Genomic DNA, 25,026 nt, shown 5'->3' with positions numbered 1-25,026 from the left:
TCAATCTTCTCCACTGGCGAGAAGCTCGTTTTCACTTTCGTGGAGCGGGGGTTGGGGATGCCGCCAGGCGCCCTTGGCCCATGCGGTCGAGGGCCGCGTCGGCCGCCGCGAGTGCGGTGCCCGCCGTGACGTGCGCCGTCTCGGCGAGGCCGGCCAGCAGTCTCACGTCCTTGCGGAGCAGCGGTCCCGCGCGGTCCGCGAGGGGGTCGAGTGTGCCGCCGGCGGACTTCACGCGGTCGAGGGCGAAGCTCGCTCCGCTGCCGTGGAGCACGGCAGCGGCTAGAGCACCGCGGTCGATGCCGAACTCCGGTGCCAGCGCCAGCGTATCGGCCGCGGTCGCCAAGTTGGCAGTGAACAATAGGTTGTTGAGAAGTTTGGCGATCTGTCCCGAGCCGAGCGGACCCATGTGCAGCACGGGGTCGCCGAAGGTCTCGAACACCTTGCGGCAGTAGGCGACGGTGCCGGACTCGCCGCCTGTCATCACCAGCAGCCGGCCCTGCGCGGCGGCTCGTCCGCCGCCGCTGACCGGTGCGTCGACCACGGACACGCCGTGCACCTTGGCCTGTTCGGCCAGCCGCCGGACGGTGTCGGGATGGATGGTGCTGTGCACGGCGATGACTCCGCCCCGGCGCAGGCCGGTGAGCACGCCCTGTTCGCCGGTGACGACCTGCTCGACGTCGGCGTCGTCGACGACACAGACGCACACCAGGTCGCTGGCCGCGGCCAGTTCGACGGGGGACGCGGCCCGCCGGGCGGCGGTGTCCGCGAACGCGGCGAGGGTGGCCGGGCGACGCGCCCAGAGCGTGGTCTCGAAGCCCGCCTCGACGATCCGGCGGGCCATGGGTGCGCCCTGACTGCCCAGCCCGATGAATCCGACGCGCATCAGCGGGCCTCCTGGTCGACTTGCTCGGGGGTGTTCTCGGCCACCGCTTCCGCGGCGGGCTCCGCTTCCGTCTTGGGCTCCGGTCGCCAGAACGTGCCCAGCAGTCCCCCGGTCGCCGCCACGGCCGCGCCGAGCGCGATCGCGCCGCCGGTCCAGCCGGTCGGGTCGATGCCCGCAGCGTGGTCGAGGGACCAGCGGCCGGGGCCCAGCACCGCGAGGGCCAGGGCGACGACGGCGAGGGTGAGGACGTACTCGTAGCCGTCCTTGAAGACGAAGAACCCGTTGGGCCGGTGGGCGAGCAGTCCCGCGACCAGCATCACGGAGATCACGGCGGCGCAGGCCAGTGGTGTGAGCAGTCCGAGAACGAGCAGGATGCCCGCTCCGACCTCCGTGAGCACACTCATCCAGGCCTGCAGCACACCCTGTCTCAGGCCGAGTCCGGTGAACCAGCGCGCGGTGCCCTCGATCCGACCGCCGCCGCGCCAGTGATTCAGCCCGTGCATGATCATGATCAGTCCTACGACCACTCGTACGAGCAGCAGTACCGCGTTGTCGGCGTCGCTCATCCGGCCCTCCTCGGCAGACGGTCGATCCCGTCGTTCTCCCGGCCGAGAACACATTCCTCGACGAACGAGAGGATCTTCAGGTGGTATCCGGTCGCGGTGCGCCCGATGCTCAAGTTGTGGCCGCTGTCGGCCTGTTCGTCGGTGACGACCCGCGGGGAGGCGGTGAACAGGCCCGCGATGTCGGCCATGGCCTCCGGCCCGGAACTCCACACGCGTTCGTGGTCGCCGAGCGTGTAGTGCACGGGAATCCTCACGTGGGCGGCGACTTCGGCGAACTCCAGCGGCCAGCGGCGGGCCACGGTGCCTTCGTACGGCGGGCCCGACGACTGGATGCGGGCGGCACCGACGACTTCGGCGGGATACAGGTGCGACGGTTCCCACAGCAGGTCGCGCAGTCCGGGTCCGGGCCGTCGCGGCTCGGCCGGGTCGCGCCGCCTGAAGTCCAGGATCTCGACGGCGGCGGGTGCGTGGTGGCGTCCGGTACCGGCGATCTCCAGACCGAGAAGGTCGTTGCGCCGTTCGTCGCCGGCCATGCGCACGCCCAGGGCGCAGCCGATCGAGTGCGCCCACAGGAACAGGCCCGCTCCGCGCGGACGCGAGGCGAGCAGTCGGTCCACCACTCCGTAGGCGAGGTCGACGCGTCGCGCGGGGGAAGCCATGCTGTCGCCGTACGGAGCCGAACTCCCGTATCCGGGACGGTCGATGGCGACGGTGGTGAAGCCGAGTGCCGCCGCCGTGCGCAGGAGGGACAGACGGGGCTGGTCGGGGTAGTCGAAGTAGCGGGAGGTCACCGCTCCCCCGTGCAGCGCGACGAGGACCGCGCGCGGTTCGCGGGCCTCGCACAGCAGCGCGGACATGGGGATGCCGTCGACGTCGACGACGCGCGAAACGACCTCCGTGGTACCTGAGTTCATCCGTCCGCCCGAAACAGGATCACGCCGCTCGGGGTGAGTCCGCCGCTGCTCGCCACCGCCACCCGGGCGCCGGACACCTGCCGCGGCCCCGCCGCGCCGCGCAGCTGGGTGATGGCCTCGTGGACCAGCCCCATGCCATGGGTGCGGCCGTGGGAGAGCTGTCCGCCGTGGGTGTTCAGCGGCAGTACGCCGTCCCGTGCGATGTTCTTGCCTCCGTCCAGGAAGTCCTTGGACTCGCCGATGCCGCAGAACCCCAACCCCTCCAGCCAGGAAAGGCAGTTGAAGGTGAAGCCGTCGTAGAGTTCGGCGACGTCGACGTCCTCGGGGCGCAGCGAGGTACGGGACCACAAGTGGGCCGACTGGCCCAGGACTTGGGGTTCGTGGGTGAGTGTGCTCTGGTCCCATTCCAGGCGTTCCAGGATCTGGGTGCCCACCGCCTCGACCAGGACGGGGGGTTGGGCGAGGTCCCGGGCCGCGTCCACGGCCGACACGATCACGGCGACCGCTCCGTCGCAGGGGACATCGCAGTCGTAGAGGCCGAACGGGGTGGTGATCGGGCGGGCGTTGAGATAGTCGTCCATGGTGAGCGGGTCGCGGTAGACCGCCGTGGGGTTGAGTGCCGCGTTGGCCCGCTGGTTGAGGGCGATCCAGCCGAGGGTCTCGCGGGTGGTGCCGTAGCGGTGGAAGTGGCGTTGGGCGTTCTGGGCGAGGGTGTGCGCGGCCGAGGTCGCTCCGAACGGCTTCATCCAGCCGTCGAGTTTGCGCGGCGGGTCCTGCGCGATCCGGCCGCGGCGCACGAGTTCGCCGTACGACGCCTCCCAGACCGTGCGGAAGCACAGGACGTGCCGGGCGAGTCCGCCCGCGACGGCGAGCATCGCGGAGATGAGCGAGCCGCAGGGGCCGAAGGTCTCGCTGCCGCCGTTGTACCAGGTGGGTTCGAGGCCGAGGGCGGATTCCAGGGCGGTGATCCCGCCTTCGCCGAAGCCGCCGTACGCGGTGCCTGCGCCCGGGTAGGTGGCCAGTCCGTCGATGTCGTCGACGGTCAACCCGGCGTCGGCGATGGCCTGTTGGCAGGCCTGGACGGTCAGGGACACCGGTGGGACCAGGAGGCGGCGGCCGATCCCCGACATGCCGATGCCGGTGATCGCGACCTTGTCCTCGAACTTGTCGGTCGAGACCATCGGCCGTACGCGGCGGGCGAGTTGGCGGGTGTCCACCTCGGCGAGCGGCAGCGGGTCGGGGGCCGGGCGTTCGGGTGCCGGGCGGAACAGGGGCAGCCAGGCGTCCTCGACCTGTTCGAAGACGACCTCCATCCGCATGCCCAACTCCAGCTCGTCCGGGGTGCACTGGACGGCGTTGGTGGTGAGGCGGACGCGGGGGTCCTCCTCCAGGGCGACCTGGGCCACGACGTAGGGCGCGGGCAGGCCGGGCAGGGCGAAGCGGTGGTTGACCGTGAAGCCGATCAGCGTCGCACGGCCGGAGACCGCGCGGACGCCCATGTCGTGGCCGTGGCAGTACCGGCAGACCGGCTGCGGCGGGTGGATGAGGGCCTGGCAGGACCCGCACTCCGTCAGCCGCAGCCGGCCGTCCGCGCCGGAGGTCCAGAAGAACTCGTTCTCCTCCGTGACCACCGGACCGGGGCGTTGACTGTCCGTCATGTGTCGATCCGTGCCGTGGACTTGCGGACGGTGACGGGCTCGGCGAGCCGTTGTTCGTCGCAGAGCTTCTGGAGTTCGGCGAGGGTCTCGTCGAGTCCGATGCCCAGCCGCTTGCCCGGGGTGAAGGTCGCGGGGAGGTGGCGCATGCCCTGGATGACGCCGATGGTCTCGTAGTGCACGGCGCCTTCGGGGTCGCACTCGTAGTCGGGCATGCGGTCGAGTACGGCGGTCACCATCCGCTTGAACACGGTGCGGGCCACGTTGGAGCCGATGCAGCGGTGGATGCCGAGGCCGAAGCTGCTGTGGCGGTTGCCCTTGCGTTCCATGTCGATGCGGTCCGGGTCGGGGAAGACCGACGGATCCCGGTTGGCCATCGCCCAGGAGAGCCAGAGGCGTTCGCCCTCCTTGAACTGGGTGCCGGCGATCTCGCAGTCGGCGGTGATGGTGCGGCCGTCTCCGGGTGCCGGGGTGTAGAAGCGCAGGAACTCCTCAGTGGCGGAGTCCAGCAGGATCTTGCGGTCGCGGCTCAACCGGGAGCGTTCCTCCGGGTGTTGGGAGAGCCATTCGAGGGAGTGGGCGGTGAGCGCGGTCGTGGTGTCGAAGCCGCCGCCGATCAACAGGGCGCACACGCCGAGGAGTTCGCCGTCGTCGGGGTTGCGGCCGTTGATGTCGGCGCGGACCAGCGCGTCCACCAGGCCCGGGCGGGGGTTCTTCCGGATCTCCGCGAGCTGGGCCATGAGATCCATGCCCATCTTGCGGCTCAGGTCCAACACCCGTGGCATGTCCGGCGAGTTGGGGGGTGTGTAGACGGAGGCGTGGGCCGGTTCGTTGTAGATCGTCCAGTGCTCCAGCGGGATGCCCATCATCGCCAGGGTGAGCACGGCGGGGACGATGTTGGCGAGGTCGTCGACGAAGTCGATGTATCCGGACTCGATCTTCTCGTCGATGCTGGCGCGGACGACCTCGTCGACGAACGGGATCCAGCGCTGGATCGCGGCCGGCGACAGATACGGGTTGAGGGTCTGCCGGTAGTGCCGTTGGTCCGGCGGGTCCATCTCCAGGAAGCCGCCCCGGCCCTTCCGCTCAGGGGGTGGCGCGGGGATGGAGATCCCGTTGTATCCGCGCCGCTCCCCCTTCACGTCATGGTCGTTGGAGAGGAACTCGGCGGACCGCGCGAGTTCGAACACCTCGCGGTTGCCGCTGGCGACCCAGTGGCCGCCGTGGGCCTCCGTCCAGGCGATCGGGCACTGCCCGTGCAGTTCGTGGGTGATGTCCTCGAACCGGTCGCGGTAGTCGGGGGTGTGCCGGTCGAAGTGCACCAGGTGGTGCTTGCGGCCACCGTCGTCGTCGACGGCCGCTTCTTCCGTGGTCATGCGGAGTCCTCTCCCGCTCGGTGGCTGAGGTGGGGTCAGGAGATGAGGGAGATCGCCCGTTCCGGGCAGGACAGGACCGCCTCACGGACGGCCTCCTCCTGGTCGGCGGGGACTTCTTCCTCGACGACCGAGGAGTGCCCGTCGATCTCGCTGAGTTCGAAGGTGTCCGGAGCGCGCATCGCGCAGAGCGTGTGGCCCTGACAGCGCTCCGGGTCGACTCGTACCTTCACGGTCCTTCCTTCCTGCCGCGGTCGGTGGGTGGCGCGCCACAAGTGGCGCGCCGTGCTGGCTACTTGAGGTCGGCGAGCGACTTGCCGACGTCCGCCAGGGTCGGCGGCTTGCCGTAGTTGCCCTTGAACTTGTAGGCGGGCGCGTCGCAGCGGTAGACGCCCTCGGTGGGCTTGAAGTCGGCCGGGACCCAGCCGCTGCTGGTGGCCTTCTCGACGTTGAAGCACTTCAGGGGCTCGTCGGGCGAGGAGAGATTGACCGAGGCGTGGAGCCCGCCCCCGGTCCAGTCGGTCTGCTTCTGGGCGTTCTCAAGGACACAGCTGCGGGTCAGCTCGGCGCAGTCGCGGGCCGAGGTGGCGAACAGCAGCCAGCTGGAGAAGGCCTGCATGGCGGGCAGGGTGAGCTGCGCGTCGGGCGCGTACTTCTTGAACAGGGCGACCATCTCCTTCGTCGCCGGGTTGTCGTCGGCCTTCTCCAGCGGGTATCCGTTGATGGAGGCGAAGTTGGTCTGCGTGCCGAGCGCGGGACCGGCCAGCTTGACGAAGGCGGGGCCGTAGGCGTTGCTGTTCGCGTCGATCCAGTCGAGCTTGTAGTCGATGTTGGTGAGCGCCTGCTCCAGCTTCGCCAGCTGGGTGAAGTCCCCCAGGAAGACGAGTCCCTTGACCTTCTTCGTCTTGATGGACTGGGCGTACGGCGTCCAGTCGGAGACACCCTGCGCGGGGTAGAGGTCGGAGTAGGTGACCTTGCCGCCCATCGCGGTGAGGACTTCCTTGTCCTGGCCCGCGAGGAGCTTGGTGATGGGCACGTCTCCGGTGATGATGCCGACGCCGCTCGCGGACGACGGGTACGCCTCCTTGAGCAGCCAGGAGAAGTAACCGGCGTAGGGCGAATAGCCCGTCGAGGCTCCCATGGCCATGACCTGGAGGTCCGCGCCGATCTCGGAGGTGACCTGCGCCGGGAACTCGGGGAGCAGGCACTTCAGCCGGGTCTTGACGCCCAGGCCGTCGAGGGCGGCGCCGCCGCCCACCTCGAAGAAGTCGGTGCGGCAGGCCTCGATCATCTTCTGGTTGACCTGCATGAGCGCGGAGTCGTGCGTCTCGGGTGTGATCTTGCGGCCGTTGATGCCGCCGGCCGCGTTGCACCAGGAGGTGAAGACCTTCGCCGCGTTCACGAACTCCGGGTTCTTGGTGAACCCGACGTCGCTGAAGACGCCGACCTTTATCTCGGAGCTGGTGACGCCCTGGCTGCTGACGGTCTTGGCCGTGCCCTTGCCGCAGACGGACTTCAGCGTGCCGAAGTCCGCGGTCGCCGTGTCGGCGGCTCCGGTGGTCGAAGGGCTGGTGGTGTCCGCGGACTTGGTGCGGCCGGAACATCCGGCCGCGGCCGCGAGGGCCAGGACCAGTGCGGGGATGAGCAAGCGTCTCATCGGTTCTCCTCGTTGAGAATGTGAGTCCCGCTGTCGGGTGATCAGGTGACCGCGCCCGCCGCCTTGAGCGCGATGATGCGGTCCCAGTCCAGGCCCAGTTCGAGGAGGATCTCCTCGGTCTGGGCGGCGAACTCGGGTGCGGGCCCGAGTTGTGGGGCTTGCACGTCGAACTGCACGGGGCTGCTGACCAGTTCGAGTTCTCCTGCCTGGAGCAGGTACTCGTTGGCTCTGATCTGCGGGTCGTCGCCCACTTGCAGGGAGTCCTGCACCGGGGCCCACGGCCCGGCCAGGGTGGCGAAGCGCCGGCTCCACTCCGCGAGGGTGCGGGTGGCGAGGACTTCGCGCAGGATCTTGACGGCCTCCGCCGTGTTGGCCACGAGGTTCTCGGTCGTGGCGAAGCGGGGGTCGTCGGCGAGTTCGGGGCGGTCGATGTGCCGGCACACATCGGCCCAGAACTTGCCGGGCTGCATCATGACGAACGCCAGGTGGTGGCCGTCGGAGGTCTCGTACAGCCCGGACAGGGGGTTGGTGACCGAGCCGTGGGTGCCGACGGGCGGCGGGATCCAGGGCTTGCCGAGGTGCAGGGAGAGCGCGGTGGCGTGACCCATCGCCCACAGTCCGCTGCCGAGCAGGGAGACGTCCACGACCGAGGGCTCGCCGGTGCGCTCGCGCTTCAGGAGCGCCGCCGCGATGCCGCCGGCGAGGTTGGTGCCGGAGATCGTGTCTCCGTAGGCCGGTGACGGCGGGTTGATGATGCCGTCCGTGCCCTCTGGGGTGATGCTCGCGGCGGTGCCGGCGCGGGCCCAGAACGCCGTCATGTCGTAGCCACCCTTCCCCGCTTCCGGTCCGCGCGGCCCGAAGGCACTGCCCCGGGCGTAGACGATGCGGGGGTTGACGGTACGGATGTCGTCGACGTCGATGCCGAACTTGTCCCGGTGGCCGGGAAGGAAGCTGGTCAGGAACACGTCGGCGTGCCGCGCGAGTTCGTACAGGACCTCCTTGCCCTCGGGCCGGGAGATGTCGAGACCGAGGCTGCGCTTGCCGCGGTTGGCGTGCTCGACGTTGGGGTTGGGGTCGCCCTCGACGCGCATCGTGCCGGTCTGGCGGAGACCGCGCTGCGGGTCGCCGGTGACGGCGTGCTCGACCTTGATGACGTCCGCTCCCCAGTCGGCGAGGACGGCGCCCGCCGAGGGCACGAAGCCGTACATGGCGACTTCGAGGACGCGGATTCCGTCGAGCGGCATCATGACCGGACCACGACCGCGAAGGACTTGTACTCCAGGAACTCCTCCAGGCCGGGCACTCCGCTCTCCCGGCCGATGCCCGACTGCTTGTAGCCGCCGAACGGCACGTCCGCCGCGAAGTAGTTGCCGCCGTTGATGCTGAAGGTGCCGGTGCGGATCCGGCGGGCCAGCGCGATGGCCCGCTCGTCGTCGCCGCTCTGGATCCCGCCGGAGAGACCGAAGACGGAGTTGTTGGCGATGCGGACGGCGTCGTCATCGTCGTCGTACGGAATCACCACGAGGACCGGGCCGAAGACCTCGTCCTGGGCGATCTCGCTGTCCGGGTCGACGTTGCTGAGGAGCGTCGGCCTGTAGAAGAAGCCGGGATCGACCTTCTCCCCACCGGTGACCAGGTTCGCGCCGGCGGCCACGGCCCGCTGCACCATCCCGTCGACCTTCTCGCGCTGGCGCTCGCTGATGAGCGGGCCCGCGAAGGTCTTGGGGTCGGCGGGGTCGCCGAGCGGGATGCGGGCGAGACCCGCGGCCACCTTCTCGACGAGCTCGTCGTGGTGCTCCCGGGGCACGAGCAGCCGGGAGGTGAGCGCGCAACCCTGCCCGGAATGCGAGCAGATGGTGCCGGCCGCGAACATCGCGGCGGTGGTGAAGTCGGCGTCGTCCAGGACGATCATGGCGGACTTGCCGCCGAGTTCCAGGAAGACCTTCTTCACCGTGCGGCTGGCCGCCTCCATGATCCGCCTGCCGGTCGCGGTGGAGCCGGTGAACGTGATCATGTCGACGTCGGGGTGCGTGGTGAGCGTCTCGCCGACGTCGGCACTGGAGGACGTGAGGACGTTGACCACGCCGGGCGGGAAGTCCGTGTGCTCGGCGATGAGTTGGCCGAGGAACAGGGTGGTCAGCGGGGTGTCCGGCGCGCCCTTGAGGACGACCGTGCAGCCGGCCGCGAGCGCGGGGGCGAGCTTGGCGAGGGCCAGTTGGTTCGGGTAGTTGTACGCGATGATCGCGGTGACGACCCCGGCGGCCTCCTTCTCCACCCAACGGCGGTGACGCTGGCCGCGGATCTCGACTTCGCCCAGCTCCTCGGTGAGCGGGTACTTGCGCAGCAGGTCCGCGTAGAACCTCACCAGCTTGACGGGGTCGTCGAGTTGGGGGCCGTAGGTGAGCATGCGGGGCGCGCCGACCTCGGCGATCGTCAGCTCGCGCAGCTCCTCGACGTGGTCGAGGAGCGCCTGGTGCAGCTGGTCGAGACAGCGGATGCGCAGCTGTACGTCGGTGGACCAGGCGGTGGTGTCGAAGGCGGTCCGCGCTGCTGCTACGGCGGCCTCGGCCTGGGCGGTGGTGGCCTCGGGGGCGTGGCCGTAGACCTCGCCGGTGGCGGGGTTGAGGGAGGGGAACGTCCGCTCCCCGTCGACCAGTTGGCCGTTGATGAGCAGGCGGGTCACAGCCGCACCACCTGTCCGCCGTCCACGCTGATGGTCTGTCCGGTCAGCCAGCCGGCGTCGTCGGAGAGCAGGAACAGCACGGTGGGGGTCAGGTCGCCGGGGGTGCCCATCCGTTTGATGGCCAGGGCCTGGGTCATCCGCTCCTGGAACTCGACCGGTACGACGGTGGCCGTGGCCTCGGTGTCGGTGGGACCGGGCGCGATGCCGTTGACGCGGATGCCCCGGCCGCCGAGTTCGGCGGCCAGCGACGCGGTGAGGTGGTTGATGCCGATCTTGGCCAGACCGTAGTAGCCGCTCGCCATGTAGGCAGCGGCGGACGACTGGTTGACGATCGCGGCGCCCTCGCTCAGGTGCGGGACGACGGCCCTGGTGACGTACAGGGCGCCCATCAGGTTCACCTGGATGAAGCGGTTGAGGTAGTCGAGGTCGACGGTGGTCAGGCCCTCGCGCCGCATGCTGTGGTAGATCGCCGCGTTGTTGATCAGGTAGTCGATGCGGCCGAACTCGGCGACGGTGGCGGCGGCCAGCGCGTCGGCCGAGGCGGGGTCTCCGACGTCGACCTTGACGAAGAGCGCGGAGTCGATGTCCTTGGCGACCCGCTGTCCCTGCTCCTCGTTGATGTCCGCGACCACGACCCGTGCGCCCTCGGCGGCCAGCGCCCGGGCGTAGTCCTCGCCGATTCCCTGTCCCGCTCCGGTGACGATCGCCACCTTGTCCTGGAACCGCATCCTGTTCTCCTCGCATGGATGGGCGGCTTGCTCCAATGAAGCGGAAACTACATTCTCCTTATACGCGAATCAACCATCCGGAAGCGAGAATGTCATCCTGACCGATGGCTGACAGGTGCACGGAGCGCGGCGAACAGCCCCGGCCTGCGCGGGACTTCCGGAAGCACCGGAGACGAGAATACGCTTCTCAGATCTGGAAGGGAGATTTTCATGATCGAGACGAAGGGGGTTCCGGCATGAGGACAGCCCTCGTCACAGGCGGCGGCTCCGGCATCGGACTGGCCATCGCACAGCGCCTGGAGGCCGACGGTCTCCAGGTCGCCACCCTCGACCTCAATCCGTCCGACAGGGGCTTCTCCCGAAAGGCCGACGTCTCCGACCGGGCCCAGGTGGACGAGGCACTCACCGAGATCCGCGAGCAGCTCGGCCCGGTCACGGTGCTGGTCAACGCGGCGGGAATGGAGGGCTACAAGCGCTTCGCCAACCTCACCTTCGAGGCCTGGCAGCGAGTCATCGACGTCAACCTCAACGGCGTCTTCCACTGCGTCCAGGCGGTGCTGCCCGACATGGTGGAGGCCGGCTGGGGCCGGATCGTCAACATCTCCTCGTCCAGCGCGCAGTCCGGCCAGCCGTTCATGACGCACTACGTGGCGGCCAAGTCGGCGGTCAACGGGCTGACCAAGGCGCTCGCCCTGGAGCTGGGCCCGCAGGGCATCACCGTGAACGCGGTGCCGCCCGGTTTCATCGACACACCCATGCTGCGCCGCTCCGAGGAGCGCCAACTGCTCGGCGGGACGGTCGAGGAGCACATCCAGCGCACTCCGGTACGACGCGTCGGGCGCCCCGAGGACATCGCCGCGGCCTGCGCCTTCCTCGCCTCCGAGGAGGCCGGCTACATCACCGGCCAGATCCTGGGCGTGAACGGCGGGCGGAACACATGAGCGAGAACGGCCAGCCGACCGATGGCTCCAGCGAGAACGGCGAGCCGGCCGGTGACTCCGGCGTCCGCATCTCCCCGGTGCCGTACGACGAGTGGGACCACGACCTGTTCTCGGTCATCAACCCCCACAAGAAGCTGCCGGAGGCCAACGTCCTGGGGATCTTCCAGCGGCATCCGGCCCTGGCCCGGGCGTTCCTGACGTTCAACATGCACCTCAACACCACGACCCTGCCGGTGCGCGTCCGCGAGCTGGCCGTGATGCGGGTGGCGTGGCGGCGGGGCAGCAGGTACGAGTGGGCGAGTCACGTCCTGATCGGCCGGAAGTACGGGGTGACCGAGGCCGAGATCGAGGAGGTCCGCACCGGCGCCGACACCTTGCTCAACCGGACGGTTGACGAACTGGACACCGACTCGGGCCTGTCGGACGCGACCTACGCGGCGCTCGCCGTCGACCTGGACGAACACCAGCTCATGGACCTGGTCTTCACCATCGGCGCCTACACGATGCTCACGATGGCCCTCAACACCTTCGGCGTGGAACTCGACCCAGTGATCTCGGAAGAGAACTTCAGTTTCCCAAAACGAGAATGGTATTCTCACAAGCGAGAGGGGTGATCCCATGCCACACTTCGCCAAGCCGGCGGCCGGGAGCTGGACCGAGAACTACCCCGAGCTGGGCACGAGCCCGGTGAACTACGAGGACTCCATCGACCCCGCGTACTACGAGGCGGAGAAGGAGGCGATCTTCAAGAAGACCTGGCTGAACGTCGGCCGGGTCGAGCAGGTCCCCAAGGTCGGCAGCTACTTCACGAAGGAGCTGGCCGTCGCCGACACCTCACTGGTGATCGTGCGGGGCAAGGACAAGGAGATCCGCGCCTTCCACAACGTCTGCCGCCACCGCGGCAACAAGCTCGTGTGGAACGACTACCCGGGCGAGGAGGTCAAGGGCACCTGCCGCCAGTTCACCTGCAAGTACCACGCCTGGCGCTACAGCCTCGACGGCGATCTGACCTTCGTCCAGCAGGAGAAGGAGTTCTTCGACCTGGACAAGGCGGACTACGGCCTCAAGCTGGTCCGCTGCGAGGTCTGGGAGGGGTTCATCTTCGTCAACCTCGATCCCGACGCCCAGCCGCTCAAGGAGTATCTGGGCGAGTTCGCCAAGGGACTCGAGGGCTATCCCTTCCACGAGATGACCGAGGTCTTCACCTACAAGGCGGAGATCGGCAGCAACTGGAAGCTGTTCATCGACGCGTTCGCGGAGTTCTACCACGCGCCCGTCCTGCACATGAAGCAGGCCGTCAAGGACGAGGCCGACAAGCTCTTCAACGTCGGGTACGAGGCGCTGCACTACGAGATCCACCCCCCGCACTCGATGATCTCCTCCTGGGGAGGCATGTCCCCGCCCAAGGACCTGACCATCGTCAAGCCCATCGAACGCGTCCTGCGCAGCGGCCTGTTCGGGCCGTGGGAGGCACCCGACATCGAGGGCTTGGACCCACTTCCCCCCGGTCTCAATCCGGGCGGGCACCGCGCGTGGGGCAACGACTCCTTCGAGTTCTTCCCCAACATGACCCTGCTGATCTGGAAGCCCGGCTGGTACCTGACGTACCACTACTGGCCGACCGCCGTGGACAAGCACATCTTCGAGGCCAACCTGTACTTCGTGCCCGCCAAGACGGCGCGCGAGCGGCTCAAGCAGGAGCTGGCGGCGGTGACGTTCAAGGAGTACGCCCTCCAGGACGGCAACACGCTGGAGGCCACCCAGACAATGCTCAAGAGCCGGGTCGTCACCGAATTCCCGCTCTGCGACCAGGAGTTGCTGCTCCGCCATCTGCACAAGACGGTCGCCGACTACGTCAAGGAGCACACCGATGCTGCCCAGTGAGTTCGCGGTGCTCGAACCGTTCAGCGAGTGGGTCCTGGAGTCCGAGCGCGACCGGTACAGCAAGCGCCTGGCCAGCTCCATGGAGGAGATGCAGGCCTTCTACGACGCCGCGTTCCCGCTCCTGGAACAGGCCTCCGACCACCTCGACAAGTTCCCGCTCTCCGAACTCCCGGAGCAGGAGCGCAACTTGCTGCTCCTGATGTTCTCGCTGGTGAACGTGTCGTTCCCGGTCGAGGTCTGGAAGCAGGCCCGGGTGCCGGACAGCGGGGCGGCCTATATGGACCTCGTCGTCGAGCCGAAGGTGTGACAGGTCGTGCTCACGCTCAGAGCGGCGCGTGTACTGCACGTGGAGACGGGCGAGTTGGAGTCGCCGGGCCTGGTGACGGTCGAGGGCGACCGCATCACGCGCGGCGGCGACAACGGTGACGTCGGCGCCGAGAACGAGGTTCTCGATCTCGGTGACGTCACCCTCCTACCCGGTCTCATGGACATGGAGGTCAACCTTCTGATGGGCGGCCGGGGAGAGACGCTCGCGTTCTCCCCCGTCCAGGACGATCCCCCGCTGCGGATGCTCCGCGCGGTGGGCAACGCCCGGCGGACCCTGCGCGCGGGGTTCACGACCGTCCGGAATCTCGGCCTGTTCGTGAAGACGGGCGGCTATCTGCTCGACGTCGCGCTGGCGAAGGCCATCGACGCCGGCTGGATCGACGGCCCGCGCATCGTGCCGGCCGGACACGCCATCACACCGACCGGCGGGCATCTCGACCCCACGATGTTCGCCGCGTACGCCCCCGGAATCATGCCCCTCTCCCTGGAGGAGGGCATCGCCAACGGAGTCGACGAGGTGCGCAAGGCGGTCCGCTACCAGATCAAGCACGGGGCCCGGCTCATCAAGGTCTGCGCGTCCGGGGGCGTGATGTCGCACACCGGCACCCCCGGTGCGCAGCACTACTCCGACGAGGAACTGCGCGCCATCGTCGACGAGGCACACCGGCGCGGACTGAAGGTGGCGGCCCACACCCATGGGGCCGACGCCGTCCGCTCGGCGGTGGAGGCGGGCATCGACTGCATCGAGCACGGCTTCCTGCTCGACGACGACACCATCGCGCTGATGGCGGAGAGGGGCACTTTCCTGGTGCCTACCACCGCTCTCATCGATGGGATGGACATGTCCCACTCCGCGCCCGAACTGGTGGAGAAGGCCGCCGAGATCTTCCCCCGGGCGAAGACCGTGGTGTCCAGGGCCGGGAAGGCGGGTGTCCGGATGGCGCTGGGCACGGACGCGCCGGCGATTCCGCACGGCCGCGGCGCGCAGGAGCTGATCGCCCTGGTCGACCGTGGGATGACTCCCCTGGAGGCGCTCCAGGCGGCGACCGTCAACGCGGCGGAGCTGATCGACGCCGACGACCGGGGCCATATCGCGGAAGGCCTGCTCGCCGACCTGATCGCGGTGCCGGGCAATCCGCTGGAGGACATCTCCGTGATGGCGGACGTCCGGTTCGTGATGAAGGGCGGAAAGGTGTTCCGCGACGAACGCCGCTGACACCAACGCCCTTTCGCATGGGCCGAGTTGATCAGCTCGGCGGCCCGTCGAGCGGTCGTAGCATCCGCAGGACCATCTCCACCGTGCGCTCGACGGGGCGCTCGCGGGCCGTGACCGTGGACAGGAGGGTGCGGGTCAGCACGGCGCCGAGGAGCATGTCGAAGACGTCGTCCGGGTCCACGGCGGGGTCGACGGTCCCGGTCGGCGCGGCGCGCAGGATGTCCTGGAACTGCGGTCGCGCCGACACGCGCAGCAGCATCTCCGGCGGCCGGGGACGGTTCGACGTCTGGGAGTGCGCGAAGAGCCCGGCCGCAGCGGCGCGGGCGGCGGGTGCTCCGAAGGCCGCCAAGTAGGCGCGGATGAACCGTCGTAGATCACGGCGGAGGTCCCCCGTCGGCCGGACGCTCAGCGGGCTGAGTCCCGGGAACGTGGCCTCCTCGATCAGCTCGATCCGGGACGGCCAGCGGCGGTAGATGGCCGAGGCGTGCACGCCCGAGTGCTCGGCCACCGCCTGGATCGTCGTCGCCTCGAAGCCGCGCTGGACCAGCAGTTCGCGCGTTGCCGCGAGCGCCCGTTCATTGATGCTCGTGTCACGTGGACGGCCCGGGGCGCGGCGCGGTTCTGCCATGCCGGTGATTGTAGTGACCGGGCCATGTCCCGCCAATTATAGGAGACGGTCTTCTGTAATTACCGCTGTGTGGCTACAGTCCGAAGGAGACGGGCTTCGGAGAACTTCGTGGATCGGAGGAGAGCCTGATGCGTGCTGCTGTGCTGCGTGGCGGGACGGTCCAGGCACGGATCGTCGATGATCCGGCGCCCGGGCCGGGCCAGCTACTCGTGCGCTCGCTGGCGTGCGGGATCTGCGCGTCGGATCTGCACTTCATGGACCATCCGGAGGCGGGCGCCGACGACGACAGCGGGATGTCGACGTACGACCAGGACGTCGACATCGTGATGGGTCACGAATACTGCGCCGAGGTCGTGGACTACGGCCCCGGCACCGAACGACGGATCCCGGTCGGGACGCGGGTGAGTTCGCTGCCTGTACTGGCCACCCCCGCCGGCCGCAGGATCATCGGCCAGAATCCCGAATCGCCGGGCGGGTTCGGCGAGTTGTTCTTGTTGACCGAGGCCATCACCCGGGTCGTGGTCTCGGATCTCCCGAGCGAGATCGTGTGTGTCGCCGACGCTATCTCGGTGGGCTGGTCAACCGCGTCCCGCGCCCGACTCGCCGCGCGGGAAGCGCCATTGGTCATCGGCTGCGGTGCCATCGCCCTGTCGGCGATCGGTCGGCTCAAGAACCTCGGTGTCGGCCCCATCGTGGCGGCCGACCTGGTCGCGTCGCGTCGTGCGACCGCACTGGCCATGGGCGCCGATGTGGTCGTCGACCCGGCCGAGGTCTCGCCGTACGAGGCATGGCGCAACGCCGCCGGTCCACAGGCGAGTTGTGTCGTGTTCGAGTGCGTCGGCGTGCCGGGAGTCCTCGACTCGATCATCAAGGGGTGTGAGCGCGACACCCGGATCTTCTCCGTCGGCGGCCCGCCCGAGGGCGACCATCTGCACACCCTGACCGCCAAACGGAAAGGGCTCAACATCCAGTTCGGGGGCGGCCCGTCGATGGATCACTGGGACGAGGCGTTCCGGGCGGTCTGCTCCGGCAGCCTCGACGTAGGGCCGATGCTCGGCCACACCGTCGCGCTCGACGGGGTACCGGCCGCGCTGGATGCCGCACGGGACGCCAACGGGCCGGCCCGCATCATCGTCGTACCAGGGAGCTGAACACTCATGAGCGAGACCGACGAACTTGCCCAACTCCGCGCCACCGTCGAGTCGTTGGCGGCGAAAGTGCGCGCTTTGGAGGACCAGGTCGAGATCACGCAGCTCGTCGCCCAGTACGGGCCCGCGGTCGACAGCGGTTCGGGCGAGGCCGCGGCGGCGCTGTGGACCGAGGACGGTGTCTTCGACGCAGTCCCCCATCTGCGGATGGAGGGCCGGGACGGCATCGTCGGTATGGTCCACGGCCCGAACCACCAGAGCGTGATCCACAACGGCTGCGGTCACGTGCTGACCGCGCCGCACGTCGTCGTCGACGGCGACCGGGCCACCGGCCGCAGCCACGCGCTACATCTGCGCTGGGACGCGGACGCCGGCCGGTTCTGGGTGTTCCAGGTCTCCGCGAACACGTGGCGCTGGGTGCGTACTTCGGAGGGCTGGCGCATCGCCGAGCGGGTCAACGCCAATCTCGACGGCACCGAGGGGCCGCGCGCGATGCTGGCGCCGTCTTCCAACTCGCTGCACCTGGAGGAGAGTTGAGGATCGGGTTCATCGGCTGGGGGCGGATGGGACGACCGATCGTCGACCGGCTGACGGTCGCCGGGCATGACGTCACGGTCCTTGTACGTCGTCCGGAGGCCCGGGCGGCTGCCCAGGAGAGCGGGCTCGCGTCGGCCGACACGGTCCGGGCGACGGTCCGAGACGCCGACGCGGTGTTGGTCACCGTACTGAAGGACGAGCAGGTACGAGCCGTCTGCCTCGGCGCGGACGGCGCCCTCTCTGCCATGAAGCCGGGGTCGACGCTCGTCCAGCACACCACCTCCGATCCCGCCACCGCGCAACTGCTCGCCGAGGCGGGCGCGGAGCGCGGTGTCGGAGTCCTGGACGCCGCGCTCTCCGGCGGCCCGCACGACATCGCCGCGGGCCGCCTCACGCTGTGGGTCGGCGGCGAGGCGGCCCAACTGGAGGAGCTGCGCCCGCTGTTGGAGACGTACGCCTCGCCGGTCATGTTCGTCGGGCCGGCCGGCAACGGTCAGCGGGTCAAGCTCGTCAACAACGCCCTGTTCGTGGCCCAGGTCGGGCTCGTGGTCGATGCCGTACGGGTCGCGGGTTCGCTGGGCATCGACGAAAAGGCGATTCTCACCGCGCTCCAGCACGGCAGTGGTGCCAGTCGCGCGCTCGGTGTCGTCGCCAGTGGGGGCTCGGTCGATTCGGTCGCGGAGCGGTTGGCGGACCTGATGAGCAAGGACGTCCGCGTGGTGCGCGAGGTGGCGCACAGCGCGGGAGCGGACCTGGGGATCATCGGAACGGTGCTGTCGTCCGACGCGGTCGAGAAGAAGGTTCTCCGGTCGTCCTAGATGAACTTGTCGAGGAGTAACGAAGTGACTGAATCGCTCGCCGCCAAGTACGGGCCGTGGGGTGTCGTCGCCGGTGGGTCGGACGGGGTGGGTGCCGCGTTCGCCCACCGGATGGCCGCCGATGGGATGAACGTCGTGCTGGTGGCCCGGCGGCTGCCTGTGCTGGAGGAGTCCGCCGACGAGATCCGCGCCCGGTACGGCGTCGAGGTCCGCGCCGTCGCGCTCGACCTCAGCTCCCCCACCGCACTCTCGGAGTTGGAGCAGGCGACCGCCGGTCTTGAGGTCGGTCTGTTCGTGTACAACGCGGGCAGCGACGACCGCAGTGTCCCGTTCCTCGACAAGGATCTCGACGTCCACCTGGGGCTGGTGCGGCGCAACTGCACGGCCGTACTCGAAGCGGCCTACCGTTTCGGCGGCCCCATGGTGGCGCGCAAACGGGGAGCCGTGGTCCTGGTGACCTCGGGCGCCGCGTGGGCCGGTGGCGCCACGCTCGCCGCCTACGGCGCGTCGAAGGCGTTCGACCTCATCCTCGCGGAGAGCCTGTGGGCGGAGTGGCGGGGCAGCGGTGTGGACGTCCTGGGGCTGGTGCTCGGCAGGACCGACACCCCCTCCCTGCGGCGGACCCAGGAGGCCCAAGGGGGCTCGTACGGCGGCGACTTGGCCGACCCGGACGACGTGGCCGCCGAGGCGCTCGCCCATCTCTCCGACGGCCCGAGCTGGATCTGCGGCAGCCCGACCCCGACCGGCGGTTCGCCGTTCGGGGCGCTGAGCCGCCGTGACGCGGTTCTCGCGATGAGCCGGGGCGCGACCGCGCATCGCGAGTGATGCGCGGTCGGGCGGCCACCGCCTACTGACCCTTCAGGCGTTCCTTCATGCCGTCGAGCTTCGTGAGGATGGGATATCCGGAGACGCTCAGCGCGTTTCCGTGTCCCGTCTCGTGGATGTCGAACACCGACTGGATGGCCGCGTAAAAGCCCTGGACGTCGAGGCTCTGGTTGACGGCGCGCTTGGCCTGGCGAAGGCCGAAGGACGGCATGCGGGCGATCTGGCGGGCCAACTCCATTGCCTCGGTGTCCAGTTGGTCGAGGGGGACGACCTTGTTCACCATGCCGACCTTCTCCGCCTCCTCGGCTGTGACGGCCCGTCCGGTGAAGAGGATCTCCTTCGCCTTGCGCGGTCCCAACTCCCAGGTGTGGCCGTGGTATTCGACCCCCCCGATGCCCATGTGCACTACGGGGTCGGAGAATTCGGCGTTCTCGGCGGCCACGATGAGGTCGCAGGGCCAGCAGAGCATCAGTCCGCCGGCGATGCACTTGCCCTGGACCGCAGCGATCGACGGCTTGGGGACGTTGCGCCAGCGCAGCGTGTATTCCAGGTACCGGCGGGACTCGGCGGCGTAGATCCACTCCAGGGTGATCTCGGTCGGAGCCGGCCAGCGGTCCTTGAGGTCATGGCCGGAGGAGAAGTGCCTGCCGTTGCCCCGCAGGAGGATCACCTTGACCTCCTCGTCGGCGGCGGCCCTGCGCCAGGCGGCGTCCAGCGCGTCGAGGAGCACCGAGTTCTGGGCGTTGGCGACCTCGGGCCGGTTCAGCGTGATGACCGCGACCTTGTCGTCGACCTCGTAGAGGATCACGTCCGTGTCCACCGTGTCCGCTGTGTCTGTCATGGGTCCCGTCTTCCGTCGGCTCTATCGGGGCAGGCCGAGGATGCGCTCGGCGATGATGTTGCGCTGGATCTCGGAGGTGCCGCCGGCGATCGTCCCGCCGAAGCTGCGCGCGTACCGCTCGAACCAACTCGCGGTGAACGCCTCGATGTTCATATGGGTGTACGGCCCGGTCTGCACCGGATGCAGCAGCGCCTCGGTCCCGTGGTGTTCGAGGGCGTGCAGTTCGGCGCTCTGCGCGGCCTCGGAACCGAGCAGCTTGAGCACCGAGATCTCCACCGGGTTCCGGTCGGCCCCGAGCAGCCGGTAGCCGAGCAACCGCAGTGCCTGGACGTCCATTTGGAGCGTCGCGTACCACTCCTCGTCGCAGGGCGAGTCCTGGATCAGGCCGTCCATGCGCTCGGCGTAGTGCACCCAGAGCAGGGTCCGTTCGTGGCCGAGCGAGCCGTTGGCCACGCGCCAGCCCTCGTTGAGGGGGCCGACGAGGTTCTCCTTGGGGACGCGGACGTCGGTGAAGAACACCTCGTTGAAGTCGAGGTCGTCGGGGGCGGCGATCGATCCGAACGGTCGCCGGACCAGGCCTTCGGAGTCGGTGGGGATGAGCAGGACACTGATGCCCTTGTGCTTGGGGGCGTCGGGGTCGGTGCGGACGAAGGTGAGCAGGAGGTCGGCGTCGTGGGCGCCGGAGGTCCACACCTTCTGCCCGTTGACGACGAAGTGGTCTCCGTCGAGGACCGCGCGGGTGCGCAGTCCGGCCAGGTCGGAGCCGGCTCCGGGCTCGCTCATGCCGAGCGAGGCGGTGACCTCGGCGCGCAGCAGCGGTACGGCCCAGTCGCGTTTCTGCTGCTCCGTCCCGAAGGTGAGCAGGGAGGCCGCGATGATGTTGAGGCCCTGCGGGTTGAAGCTGTGGTAGATCCGCCGCCGGGACAACTCCTCCAGGTGGGCGACGACTTGGGGCAGGGTGGCGTTGCGCCCGCCGTACTCGGGCGGCTGGGCGGGCAGCAGCCAGCCCTCGTCGAAGAGGGTGCGCTGCCAGCGCCGGGCCCAATCGGGTATGTCCGCGCTGGACTTGGAGCGGACGGTGGCCTCTTCGGGGGTGGGCAGGTGAGTGTCGAGGAAGGCGCTGAAATCGGCGCGGAACTTCTCGACCTCGGGGTCGGGGGCCAGCCTCATACCAGCAGCGCCTTCCTGTGCTCGGACGCCGTACCGAGGAGCAGGTCCCCGGCCTTGGCCCGCTTGAGATGGATCTGCAGTTCGTTCTCCCACGTGTAGCCCATGGCGCCGAAGAGCTGGAACCCGTTGCGGAAACAGACCCGTTGGCAGTCTCCGGCGGCGGCCTTGGCCATCGCGGCGGCCCGGCCGCGGCGCGGGTCGTCCTCGGCGATGGTGAGCGCGGAGAAGTAGGCGAGCACCTTCGCTCGTTCGATGGCGACGTACATGTCGGCGGCCTTGTGCTTGACGGCCTGGAACGAGCCGATGGGCACGCCGAATTGGTGCCGCTCCTTCACATGGGCGACGACCAGGTCGAGGATGCGCCGGCAACTGCCGACCGTGCTCACCGCCAGGCCCATCAGGGCCAGGTCCGGTACGTCGGCGACCAGGTCCGGGGCGTCCACCCGGGCGACATGGAGGGTCGGGTCGAACACCGACAACCGCTCTGCCGCCAGCTCCTTTCCGTCCCGTACGACCACGCCCTCGGAAGTGAGAAGGGCGATCTCGTCCGCGCGGTCGGCGTCGAGGACGAACCGGCCCCCGCCGTCGAAGACTCCGGTGCCCGAGCCGCGCGGCAGCCGTCCGGCCAGCGGCGCGAACCAGGTGGCGGTGGCGAGGAAGGGCGTCGGGTCGGCGGCGTAGCCCAACTCCTCCAGGACGATGGCGAGTTCCACCGGCGGGGCCTCCAGCCACCCCAACTCCCGGTAGGTGTCCCAGAGTTGGTCCTCGGGCAGTGATCGCGACCTGGTGACCGTTTCGCGGACCACTCGCTGGAGCAGCCGCTGCTCGTCGTCGAACTCAAACTCCATGCGCGACCTCCAGAAGGACCTTGCCGATGGCGCGGCGCCCCAGGCTGAGGGCGTCGGCGACTTCGGCGAGCGGATACACGGCGTGGACGCGGGGCCGGATCCGTCCGGCGGCGAACAGTCCGTGGAGTTCGGTGCGGGCGGCGACCAGGTCGTCCCGCTGGTGCCGCGCCCAGCCGCCGAGGTCGAAGCCGTGGACGCTGACGCCCTTGAGCATCGGGAGGTTGAGCGGGATACGCGGGATCTCCCCGCTCGCGAACCCCACGCTCACGAACCGTCCGCCCCAGCGCATCGCCCGCAACGCCTCCTCCGCGTACGGCCCGCCGACCGGGTCGATCACGACATCGGCGCCGCCCGCGTCCCGCAGACTCCGCTTCAGATCGTCGTACGGCAAGGTGACGTGCGCGCCCTGCTCGGCGCACACCGCGCGCTTCTCCTCCGTCGAGGCGACGGCGACAACCTCCGCGCCCAGCAGCGCGGCGAGTTCGACGGTGGCGAGGCCCACCCCGCCGGCCGCGCCGAGGACGGCCACCCGCTCTCCGTGCTGTACGTCGGCGACCAGGCGGAGCGCGTCGAAGGCGGTGGCGTGGCTGACCCCGAAGGCCGCCGCGCGTTCGGTGGGGATGCCCTCCGGGATGCGGCTGAGGCCGGCGGGGCGGGCGGTGACGCGTTCGGCGAAGGCGCCGACGAACATCGAGCCGAAGACCCGCTCGCCCTTCTCGAATCCGTGCACGGAGGCGGCGACCACGCCGGCGAACTCGCTGCCCGGGGTGAAGGGCGGCTCCGCCTTCACCTGATAGGCGCCGTCGATCACGAGGACGTCGGCGAAGTTGACGGCGGCGTAGTGGACGTCGACCGGGATGCCGCCGTCCGGTCCGGCCAACTCCCCTTCGGGGAAGGGTGGTTCAGGAATGTCCTCGACGACGACCGGGCCGCCGACGGCGTTGCAGCGGGCGGCTCTCATAGCCGGGTCGTGGCGGCGAGTTCGGCCGCCTGGGCGGCCATCTGCAGGACGACGTCGCCGTAGTGGGCCATCTTGGGGTTGCCGCCCTCGCCCTTCACATGCCTGGCGTAGCCGCCCTCCAGGACGACGGCCATCTTGAAGCGGGCGAGGATGACGTAGTAGTCGATCTCGCTGACATCGCGTCCGCTGACCTTGGCGTAGTGCTCCAGCAGGTCGGCGCGGTCGGGCATGCCGGTGTAGTCGACGTAGCCCTTCTGGGTGCGGTCCTCGTCGGCGTCCGGCCAGCCCATGATCACCCAGCCGAGGTCGAGCAACGGGTCGCCCACGGTGGCCATTTCGAAGTCGACCAGGGCCGCGAGTTCGGCGGGGGCGCCGTGCCGGAACATGACGTTGGCGAACTGGTAGTCGCCGTGGATGATGCCCGGTGTCCAGTGGGCGGGACGGTGTTCCCGCAGCCAGGCGGCGGCCTTCTCCAGGCCGGGTATCTCGCGGAACTTGAACTTGGCGAGGTGGGCGAGCCAGCGGTCGACCTGCCGGTCGTGGAAGCCGTCGGGGCGGCCGAAGCCCTCAAGCCCCTGGGCCCGCCAGTCCACGTTGCCCAACTTGGCGATGCCCTCGACGAGTTGGTACGCGAGGCCTGGCCTCAACGACAGGTCGCTGAGGAACGGCTCGGGCCAGCCGCCGGAGTTCATCGGCGACCAGCCGTCGACATGTGCCATGAGGTAGAAGCAGGAGCCGAGCACGCTGGTGTCGTCGCACACGGCGATGGCCTCGGGGTGCGGGACGTCCGTGCCGTTGAGCGCCTTGAGGACGCGGTATTCGCGCAGCATGGTCTCGTTGCGCCCCGGCGGAACCTTCTCCGGCGGCTTGCGCAGCACCATGCTCACCTCGCCGCGCCGGATGCCGTAGATGTCGTTGGAGGTGCCTCCGGAGATGTACGACGTCTCGACGGGTTCGCCGGGGGCGATGCCCTGGTCGTCCAGCCAGCGGGCGAGGGATTCGGTGTTGGCGAGCGTCACAGCAGGTCCTCCAACTGCTTCCGGGCCCATTCGCGGCGGGTGGGCAGGTGCTGGGTGGGCCACAGGCCGGGGGCGGCTTCGTAGCCGCGCAGGACGTCACGGGCGACCGTGATCTTGTGGACCTCGGTGGGGCCGTCGACGACGGCCATGACGGCGGCGCCGTTCCACATCTCCGAGAACGGCATCTCGTTCGACACACCGAGGGCGCCGTGCAGATGCATCGAGCGGTACACGATGTCGTGCAGCACCTTCGGGGTGAGGAACTTGATGGCGGCGATGTCCTTACGGACCCGCTTGTAGTCCTGGTACTGGTCGATCTGCCAGGCGGTGTAGAGCACGAACAGCCGGAACTGGGCGAGTTGGGCGTAGGAGTCGGCGAGGTCGGCCCGCACGAGCTGCTTGTCCGCGAGCCGCTCGCCCTGGGTCTCGCGGGACAGTGCCCGCTCGGCCATCATGTCGAGGGCCTTCTGGCTCTGGCCGACGACCCGCATCGCGTGGTGGACGCGGCCACCGCCGAGCCGGGTCTGGGCGATCGCGAAGGCCTGGCCCTCGCCGCCGAGCAGTGCGTCGGCGGGGACGCGGACGCCGTCGTAGGCGATGAGTGCGTGCATGCCCTCGTCGGTGGCCTCGCCCATGATGCCGAGGTGGCGCTCGATGCGGACGCCGGGGGTGTCGCTGGGCACGAGGAACATCGACATGCCCTTGTAGGGGCTGACGTCGGGGTTCGTCACGGCCATCACGATGACGAACTTCGAGGTGCGGGCGTTGGAGGAGAAGAACTTTCGGCCGGTGATGACCCAGTCGTCGCCGTCGCGTTCGGCTCGGGTGGTGAACATCGTGGGGTCGGCGCCGGCCTGGGGTTCGGTCATGGAGAAGCAGGAGAAGCACTCGCCCTCCAGCAATGGCTGGAGGTAGCGCTCCTTCTGTTCGTCGGTGCCGTAGCGGGCGATGATCTCGGCGTTCCCGGTGTCGGGGGCGGCCGTGCCGAAGATGACGGGGGCCCAACTGGACTGGCCCAGGATCTCGTTGATGAGCGCCAGCTTGACCTGGCCGAAGCCGCGCCCGCCGAGCTCGGGGCCCAAGTGCGGTGCCCACAGGCCCTCGTCGCGGACCTGTTGCTTCAACGTCCTGACGACGGGGCCGAGTTCGTCGTCGAGCGGGTGGTACGCCCGGTCCGGATACAGGAGGTCCAGGGGTTCCACGCGCTCGGTGCGGAACCGCCTGATCCACTCCAGCTTCTCCTCGAACTCCGGCTCGGTGGAAAAGTCCCATGCCATGTCAGACGAACCTCCTGCCAACCCGGACTGATGCCGGTGAGAATATCATTCTCATCTCACGCAAGTAAGAGTCTCGAAACTTGCAGTGCGGTCTTCGGTAGGGGAAGCCGGGGTGTTACCGCTGAAG

The 25,026-nt window shown here is 69.1% G+C and carries 26 protein-coding genes; 9 read left to right on the top strand and 17 right to left on the bottom strand.

Annotation, left to right across the window (positions count from 1 at the left end):
• Nucleotides 1-31: 31 nt before the first annotated feature.
• From JHN45_RS00685 to JHN45_RS00640, 10 genes are read right to left on the bottom strand one after another with little or no spacing between them, the layout of a single operon-like run.
• Entirely contained in the window at nucleotides 32-883 is an 852-nt protein-coding gene (locus tag JHN45_RS00685) for an NAD(P)-dependent oxidoreductase (RefSeq protein ID WP_201047551.1), read from the bottom strand.
• On the bottom strand, nucleotides 883-1,449 hold the full coding sequence (locus tag JHN45_RS00680) for a DoxX family protein (protein WP_200711205.1): 567 nt from the start codon (nucleotides 1,447-1,449) through the stop codon (nucleotides 883-885). The genes JHN45_RS00685 and JHN45_RS00680 overlap by 1 nt, the downstream gene beginning before the upstream one ends.
• On the bottom strand, nucleotides 1,446-2,363 hold the full coding sequence (locus tag JHN45_RS00675) for an alpha/beta hydrolase (RefSeq protein ID WP_201047550.1): 918 nt from the start codon (nucleotides 2,361-2,363) through the stop codon (nucleotides 1,446-1,448). Before JHN45_RS00675 ends, JHN45_RS00680 begins: the two co-directional genes overlap by 4 nt.
• Nucleotides 2,360-4,021, bottom strand: a complete 1,662-nt coding sequence (locus JHN45_RS00670; RefSeq protein ID WP_200711203.1) for an OB-fold domain-containing protein — start codon at nucleotides 4,019-4,021, stop codon at nucleotides 2,360-2,362. Before JHN45_RS00670 ends, JHN45_RS00675 begins: the two co-directional genes overlap by 4 nt.
• Complete coding sequence (locus JHN45_RS00665; RefSeq protein WP_201047549.1) at nucleotides 4,018-5,394, bottom strand: cytochrome P450; 1,377 nt, start codon at nucleotides 5,392-5,394, stop codon at nucleotides 4,018-4,020. The genes JHN45_RS00670 and JHN45_RS00665 overlap by 4 nt, the downstream gene beginning before the upstream one ends.
• A gap of 35 nt (nucleotides 5,395-5,429) precedes the next feature.
• Nucleotides 5,430-5,624 (bottom strand): ferredoxin, encoded by a 195-nt coding sequence (locus JHN45_RS00660; protein ID WP_200711201.1) that lies wholly within the window; start codon nucleotides 5,622-5,624, stop codon nucleotides 5,430-5,432.
• Between the two features lie 59 nt (nucleotides 5,625-5,683).
• Nucleotides 5,684-7,048 (bottom strand): ABC transporter substrate-binding protein, encoded by a 1,365-nt coding sequence (locus tag JHN45_RS00655; RefSeq protein ID WP_200711200.1) that lies wholly within the window; start codon nucleotides 7,046-7,048, stop codon nucleotides 5,684-5,686.
• 41 nt (nucleotides 7,049-7,089) lie between these two features.
• The gene (locus tag JHN45_RS00650; protein WP_234468144.1) at nucleotides 7,090-8,295 is read right to left on the bottom strand and encodes a CaiB/BaiF CoA-transferase family protein; all 1,206 of its coding nucleotides are present in this window, start codon (nucleotides 8,293-8,295) and stop codon (nucleotides 7,090-7,092) included.
• Nucleotides 8,292-9,731, bottom strand: a complete 1,440-nt coding sequence (locus JHN45_RS00645) for an aldehyde dehydrogenase family protein (RefSeq protein WP_201047548.1) — start codon at nucleotides 9,729-9,731, stop codon at nucleotides 8,292-8,294. The genes JHN45_RS00650 and JHN45_RS00645 overlap by 4 nt, the downstream gene beginning before the upstream one ends.
• Complete coding sequence (locus tag JHN45_RS00640; RefSeq protein WP_201047547.1) at nucleotides 9,728-10,459, bottom strand: SDR family oxidoreductase; 732 nt, start codon at nucleotides 10,457-10,459, stop codon at nucleotides 9,728-9,730. Before JHN45_RS00640 ends, JHN45_RS00645 begins: the two co-directional genes overlap by 4 nt.
• A 236-nt stretch (nucleotides 10,460-10,695) precedes the next feature.
• Between JHN45_RS00640 and JHN45_RS00635 the strand changes: the two genes are divergently transcribed.
• Genes JHN45_RS00635 through JHN45_RS00615 form a run of 5 tightly spaced genes read left to right on the top strand, consistent with a single transcriptional unit; the run spans nucleotide 10,696 to nucleotide 14,827 of the window.
• Nucleotides 10,696-11,400, top strand: a complete 705-nt coding sequence (locus JHN45_RS00635) for an SDR family NAD(P)-dependent oxidoreductase (RefSeq protein ID WP_200711197.1) — start codon at nucleotides 10,696-10,698, stop codon at nucleotides 11,398-11,400.
• Nucleotides 11,397-12,014: a carboxymuconolactone decarboxylase family protein gene (locus JHN45_RS00630; RefSeq protein ID WP_200711196.1), complete on the top strand. Its 618-nt coding sequence runs from the start codon at nucleotides 11,397-11,399 to the stop codon at nucleotides 12,012-12,014. Before JHN45_RS00635 ends, JHN45_RS00630 begins: the two co-directional genes overlap by 4 nt.
• A 4-nt stretch (nucleotides 12,015-12,018) precedes the next feature.
• Complete coding sequence (locus JHN45_RS00625; protein ID WP_200711195.1) at nucleotides 12,019-13,284, top strand: aromatic ring-hydroxylating dioxygenase subunit alpha; 1,266 nt, start codon at nucleotides 12,019-12,021, stop codon at nucleotides 13,282-13,284.
• Nucleotides 13,271-13,591, top strand: coding sequence for a hypothetical protein (locus JHN45_RS00620; RefSeq protein WP_200711194.1), 321 nt, complete (start codon nucleotides 13,271-13,273; stop codon nucleotides 13,589-13,591). The genes JHN45_RS00625 and JHN45_RS00620 overlap by 14 nt, the downstream gene beginning before the upstream one ends.
• Nucleotides 13,592-13,597: 6 nt before the next feature.
• Entirely contained in the window at nucleotides 13,598-14,827 is a 1,230-nt protein-coding gene (locus JHN45_RS00615) for an amidohydrolase family protein (RefSeq protein WP_201047546.1), read from the top strand.
• A 31-nt stretch (nucleotides 14,828-14,858) separates the two neighbouring features.
• On the opposite strand, the gene JHN45_RS00610 is transcribed toward JHN45_RS00615, so the two are convergent.
• Nucleotides 14,859-15,455 carry a TetR/AcrR family transcriptional regulator gene (locus tag JHN45_RS00610; protein WP_200711192.1) on the bottom strand — a complete coding sequence of 199 codons (597 nt, stop codon included), beginning with the start codon at nucleotides 15,453-15,455 and terminating at the stop codon, nucleotides 14,859-14,861.
• A gap of 128 nt (nucleotides 15,456-15,583) precedes the next feature.
• On the opposite strand from JHN45_RS00610, the gene JHN45_RS00605 reads away from it, so the two are divergent.
• The 4 genes from JHN45_RS00605 to JHN45_RS00590 are packed head-to-tail and all read left to right on the top strand — an operon-like array spanning nucleotide 15,584 to nucleotide 18,783.
• A complete protein-coding gene (locus tag JHN45_RS00605) occupies nucleotides 15,584-16,606 on the top strand; it encodes a zinc-binding dehydrogenase (protein WP_201047545.1) in 1,023 nt (340 codons plus the stop codon).
• Nucleotides 16,607-16,612: 6 nt separating this feature from the next.
• Nucleotides 16,613-17,140 (top strand): nuclear transport factor 2 family protein, encoded by a 528-nt coding sequence (locus JHN45_RS00600; protein WP_201047544.1) that lies wholly within the window; start codon nucleotides 16,613-16,615, stop codon nucleotides 17,138-17,140.
• Entirely contained in the window at nucleotides 17,137-17,958 is an 822-nt protein-coding gene (locus JHN45_RS00595) for an NAD(P)-dependent oxidoreductase (protein ID WP_201047543.1), read from the top strand. Before JHN45_RS00600 ends, JHN45_RS00595 begins: the two co-directional genes overlap by 4 nt.
• Before the next feature lie 24 nt (nucleotides 17,959-17,982).
• Nucleotides 17,983-18,783 (top strand): SDR family oxidoreductase, encoded by an 801-nt coding sequence (locus tag JHN45_RS00590; protein ID WP_201047542.1) that lies wholly within the window; start codon nucleotides 17,983-17,985, stop codon nucleotides 18,781-18,783.
• A gap of 22 nt (nucleotides 18,784-18,805) precedes the next feature.
• On the opposite strand, the gene JHN45_RS00585 is transcribed toward JHN45_RS00590, so the two are convergent.
• Genes JHN45_RS00585 through JHN45_RS00560 form a run of 6 tightly spaced genes read right to left on the bottom strand, consistent with a single transcriptional unit; the run spans nucleotide 18,806 to nucleotide 24,899 of the window.
• Nucleotides 18,806-19,624, bottom strand: coding sequence for an enoyl-CoA hydratase (locus JHN45_RS00585; protein ID WP_200711187.1), 819 nt, complete (start codon nucleotides 19,622-19,624; stop codon nucleotides 18,806-18,808).
• Between the two features lie 21 nt (nucleotides 19,625-19,645).
• A complete protein-coding gene (locus JHN45_RS00580; protein ID WP_201047541.1) occupies nucleotides 19,646-20,794 on the bottom strand; it encodes an acyl-CoA dehydrogenase family protein in 1,149 nt (382 codons plus the stop codon).
• Nucleotides 20,791-21,642: an acyl-CoA dehydrogenase family protein gene (locus tag JHN45_RS00575; RefSeq protein ID WP_201047540.1), complete on the bottom strand. Its 852-nt coding sequence runs from the start codon at nucleotides 21,640-21,642 to the stop codon at nucleotides 20,791-20,793. Before JHN45_RS00575 ends, JHN45_RS00580 begins: the two co-directional genes overlap by 4 nt.
• Nucleotides 21,632-22,603, bottom strand: a complete 972-nt coding sequence (locus JHN45_RS00570; protein WP_201047539.1) for an NADPH:quinone oxidoreductase family protein — start codon at nucleotides 22,601-22,603, stop codon at nucleotides 21,632-21,634. The genes JHN45_RS00575 and JHN45_RS00570 overlap by 11 nt, the downstream gene beginning before the upstream one ends.
• Nucleotides 22,600-23,622, bottom strand: a complete 1,023-nt coding sequence (locus tag JHN45_RS00565) for a phosphotransferase family protein (RefSeq protein WP_201047538.1) — start codon at nucleotides 23,620-23,622, stop codon at nucleotides 22,600-22,602. Before JHN45_RS00565 ends, JHN45_RS00570 begins: the two co-directional genes overlap by 4 nt.
• Entirely contained in the window at nucleotides 23,619-24,899 is a 1,281-nt protein-coding gene (locus JHN45_RS00560; protein ID WP_200711182.1) for an acyl-CoA dehydrogenase family protein, read from the bottom strand. Before JHN45_RS00560 ends, JHN45_RS00565 begins: the two co-directional genes overlap by 4 nt.
• Nucleotides 24,900-25,026 lie beyond the last annotated feature (127 nt).

The organism is Streptomyces sp. MBT53, from assembly GCF_016654115.1.
Lineage (GTDB): Bacteria > Actinomycetota > Actinomycetes > Streptomycetales > Streptomycetaceae > Streptomyces.
This window is presented reverse-complemented; position numbering and strand designations above follow the sequence as displayed.

What these genes read in the sequence shown, in the direction of transcription:
- JHN45_RS00605 (WP_201047545.1), top strand. Translation starts at nt 15,584, where the DNA reads ATGCGTGCTGCTGTGCTGCGTGGCGGGACGGTCCAGGCACGGATCGTC.
- JHN45_RS00655 (WP_200711200.1), bottom strand. Translation starts at nt 7,048, where the DNA reads ATGAGACGCTTGCTCATCCCCGCACTGGTCCTGGCCCTCGCGGCCGCG.
- JHN45_RS00635 (WP_200711197.1), top strand. Translation starts at nt 10,696, where the DNA reads ATGAGGACAGCCCTCGTCACAGGCGGCGGCTCCGGCATCGGACTGGCC.
- JHN45_RS00625 (WP_200711195.1), top strand. Translation starts at nt 12,019, where the DNA reads ATGCCACACTTCGCCAAGCCGGCGGCCGGGAGCTGGACCGAGAACTAC.
- JHN45_RS00670 (WP_200711203.1), bottom strand. Translation starts at nt 4,021, where the DNA reads ATGACGGACAGTCAACGCCCCGGTCCGGTGGTCACGGAGGAGAACGAG.
- JHN45_RS00675 (WP_201047550.1), bottom strand. Translation starts at nt 2,363, where the DNA reads ATGAACTCAGGTACCACGGAGGTCGTTTCGCGCGTCGTCGACGTCGAC.
- JHN45_RS00600 (WP_201047544.1), top strand. Translation starts at nt 16,613, where the DNA reads ATGAGCGAGACCGACGAACTTGCCCAACTCCGCGCCACCGTCGAGTCG.
- JHN45_RS00640 (WP_201047547.1), bottom strand. Translation starts at nt 10,459, where the DNA reads ATGCGGTTCCAGGACAAGGTGGCGATCGTCACCGGAGCGGGACAGGGA.
- JHN45_RS00580 (WP_201047541.1), bottom strand. Translation starts at nt 20,794, where the DNA reads ATGAGGCTGGCCCCCGACCCCGAGGTCGAGAAGTTCCGCGCCGATTTC.
- JHN45_RS00570 (WP_201047539.1), bottom strand. Translation starts at nt 22,603, where the DNA reads ATGAGAGCCGCCCGCTGCAACGCCGTCGGCGGCCCGGTCGTCGTCGAG.
- JHN45_RS00680 (WP_200711205.1), bottom strand. Translation starts at nt 1,449, where the DNA reads ATGAGCGACGCCGACAACGCGGTACTGCTGCTCGTACGAGTGGTCGTA.
- JHN45_RS00650 (WP_234468144.1), bottom strand. Translation starts at nt 8,295, where the DNA reads ATGATGCCGCTCGACGGAATCCGCGTCCTCGAAGTCGCCATGTACGGC.
- JHN45_RS00620 (WP_200711194.1), top strand. Translation starts at nt 13,271, where the DNA reads ATGCTGCCCAGTGAGTTCGCGGTGCTCGAACCGTTCAGCGAGTGGGTC.
- JHN45_RS00560 (WP_200711182.1), bottom strand. Translation starts at nt 24,899, where the DNA reads ATGGCATGGGACTTTTCCACCGAGCCGGAGTTCGAGGAGAAGCTGGAG.
- JHN45_RS00665 (WP_201047549.1), bottom strand. Translation starts at nt 5,394, where the DNA reads ATGACCACGGAAGAAGCGGCCGTCGACGACGACGGTGGCCGCAAGCAC.
- JHN45_RS00685 (WP_201047551.1), bottom strand. Translation starts at nt 883, where the DNA reads ATGCGCGTCGGATTCATCGGGCTGGGCAGTCAGGGCGCACCCATGGCC.
- JHN45_RS00585 (WP_200711187.1), bottom strand. Translation starts at nt 19,624, where the DNA reads ATGACAGACACAGCGGACACGGTGGACACGGACGTGATCCTCTACGAG.
- JHN45_RS00575 (WP_201047540.1), bottom strand. Translation starts at nt 21,642, where the DNA reads ATGGAGTTTGAGTTCGACGACGAGCAGCGGCTGCTCCAGCGAGTGGTC.
- JHN45_RS00610 (WP_200711192.1), bottom strand. Translation starts at nt 15,455, where the DNA reads ATGGCAGAACCGCGCCGCGCCCCGGGCCGTCCACGTGACACGAGCATC.
- JHN45_RS00630 (WP_200711196.1), top strand. Translation starts at nt 11,397, where the DNA reads ATGAGCGAGAACGGCCAGCCGACCGATGGCTCCAGCGAGAACGGCGAG.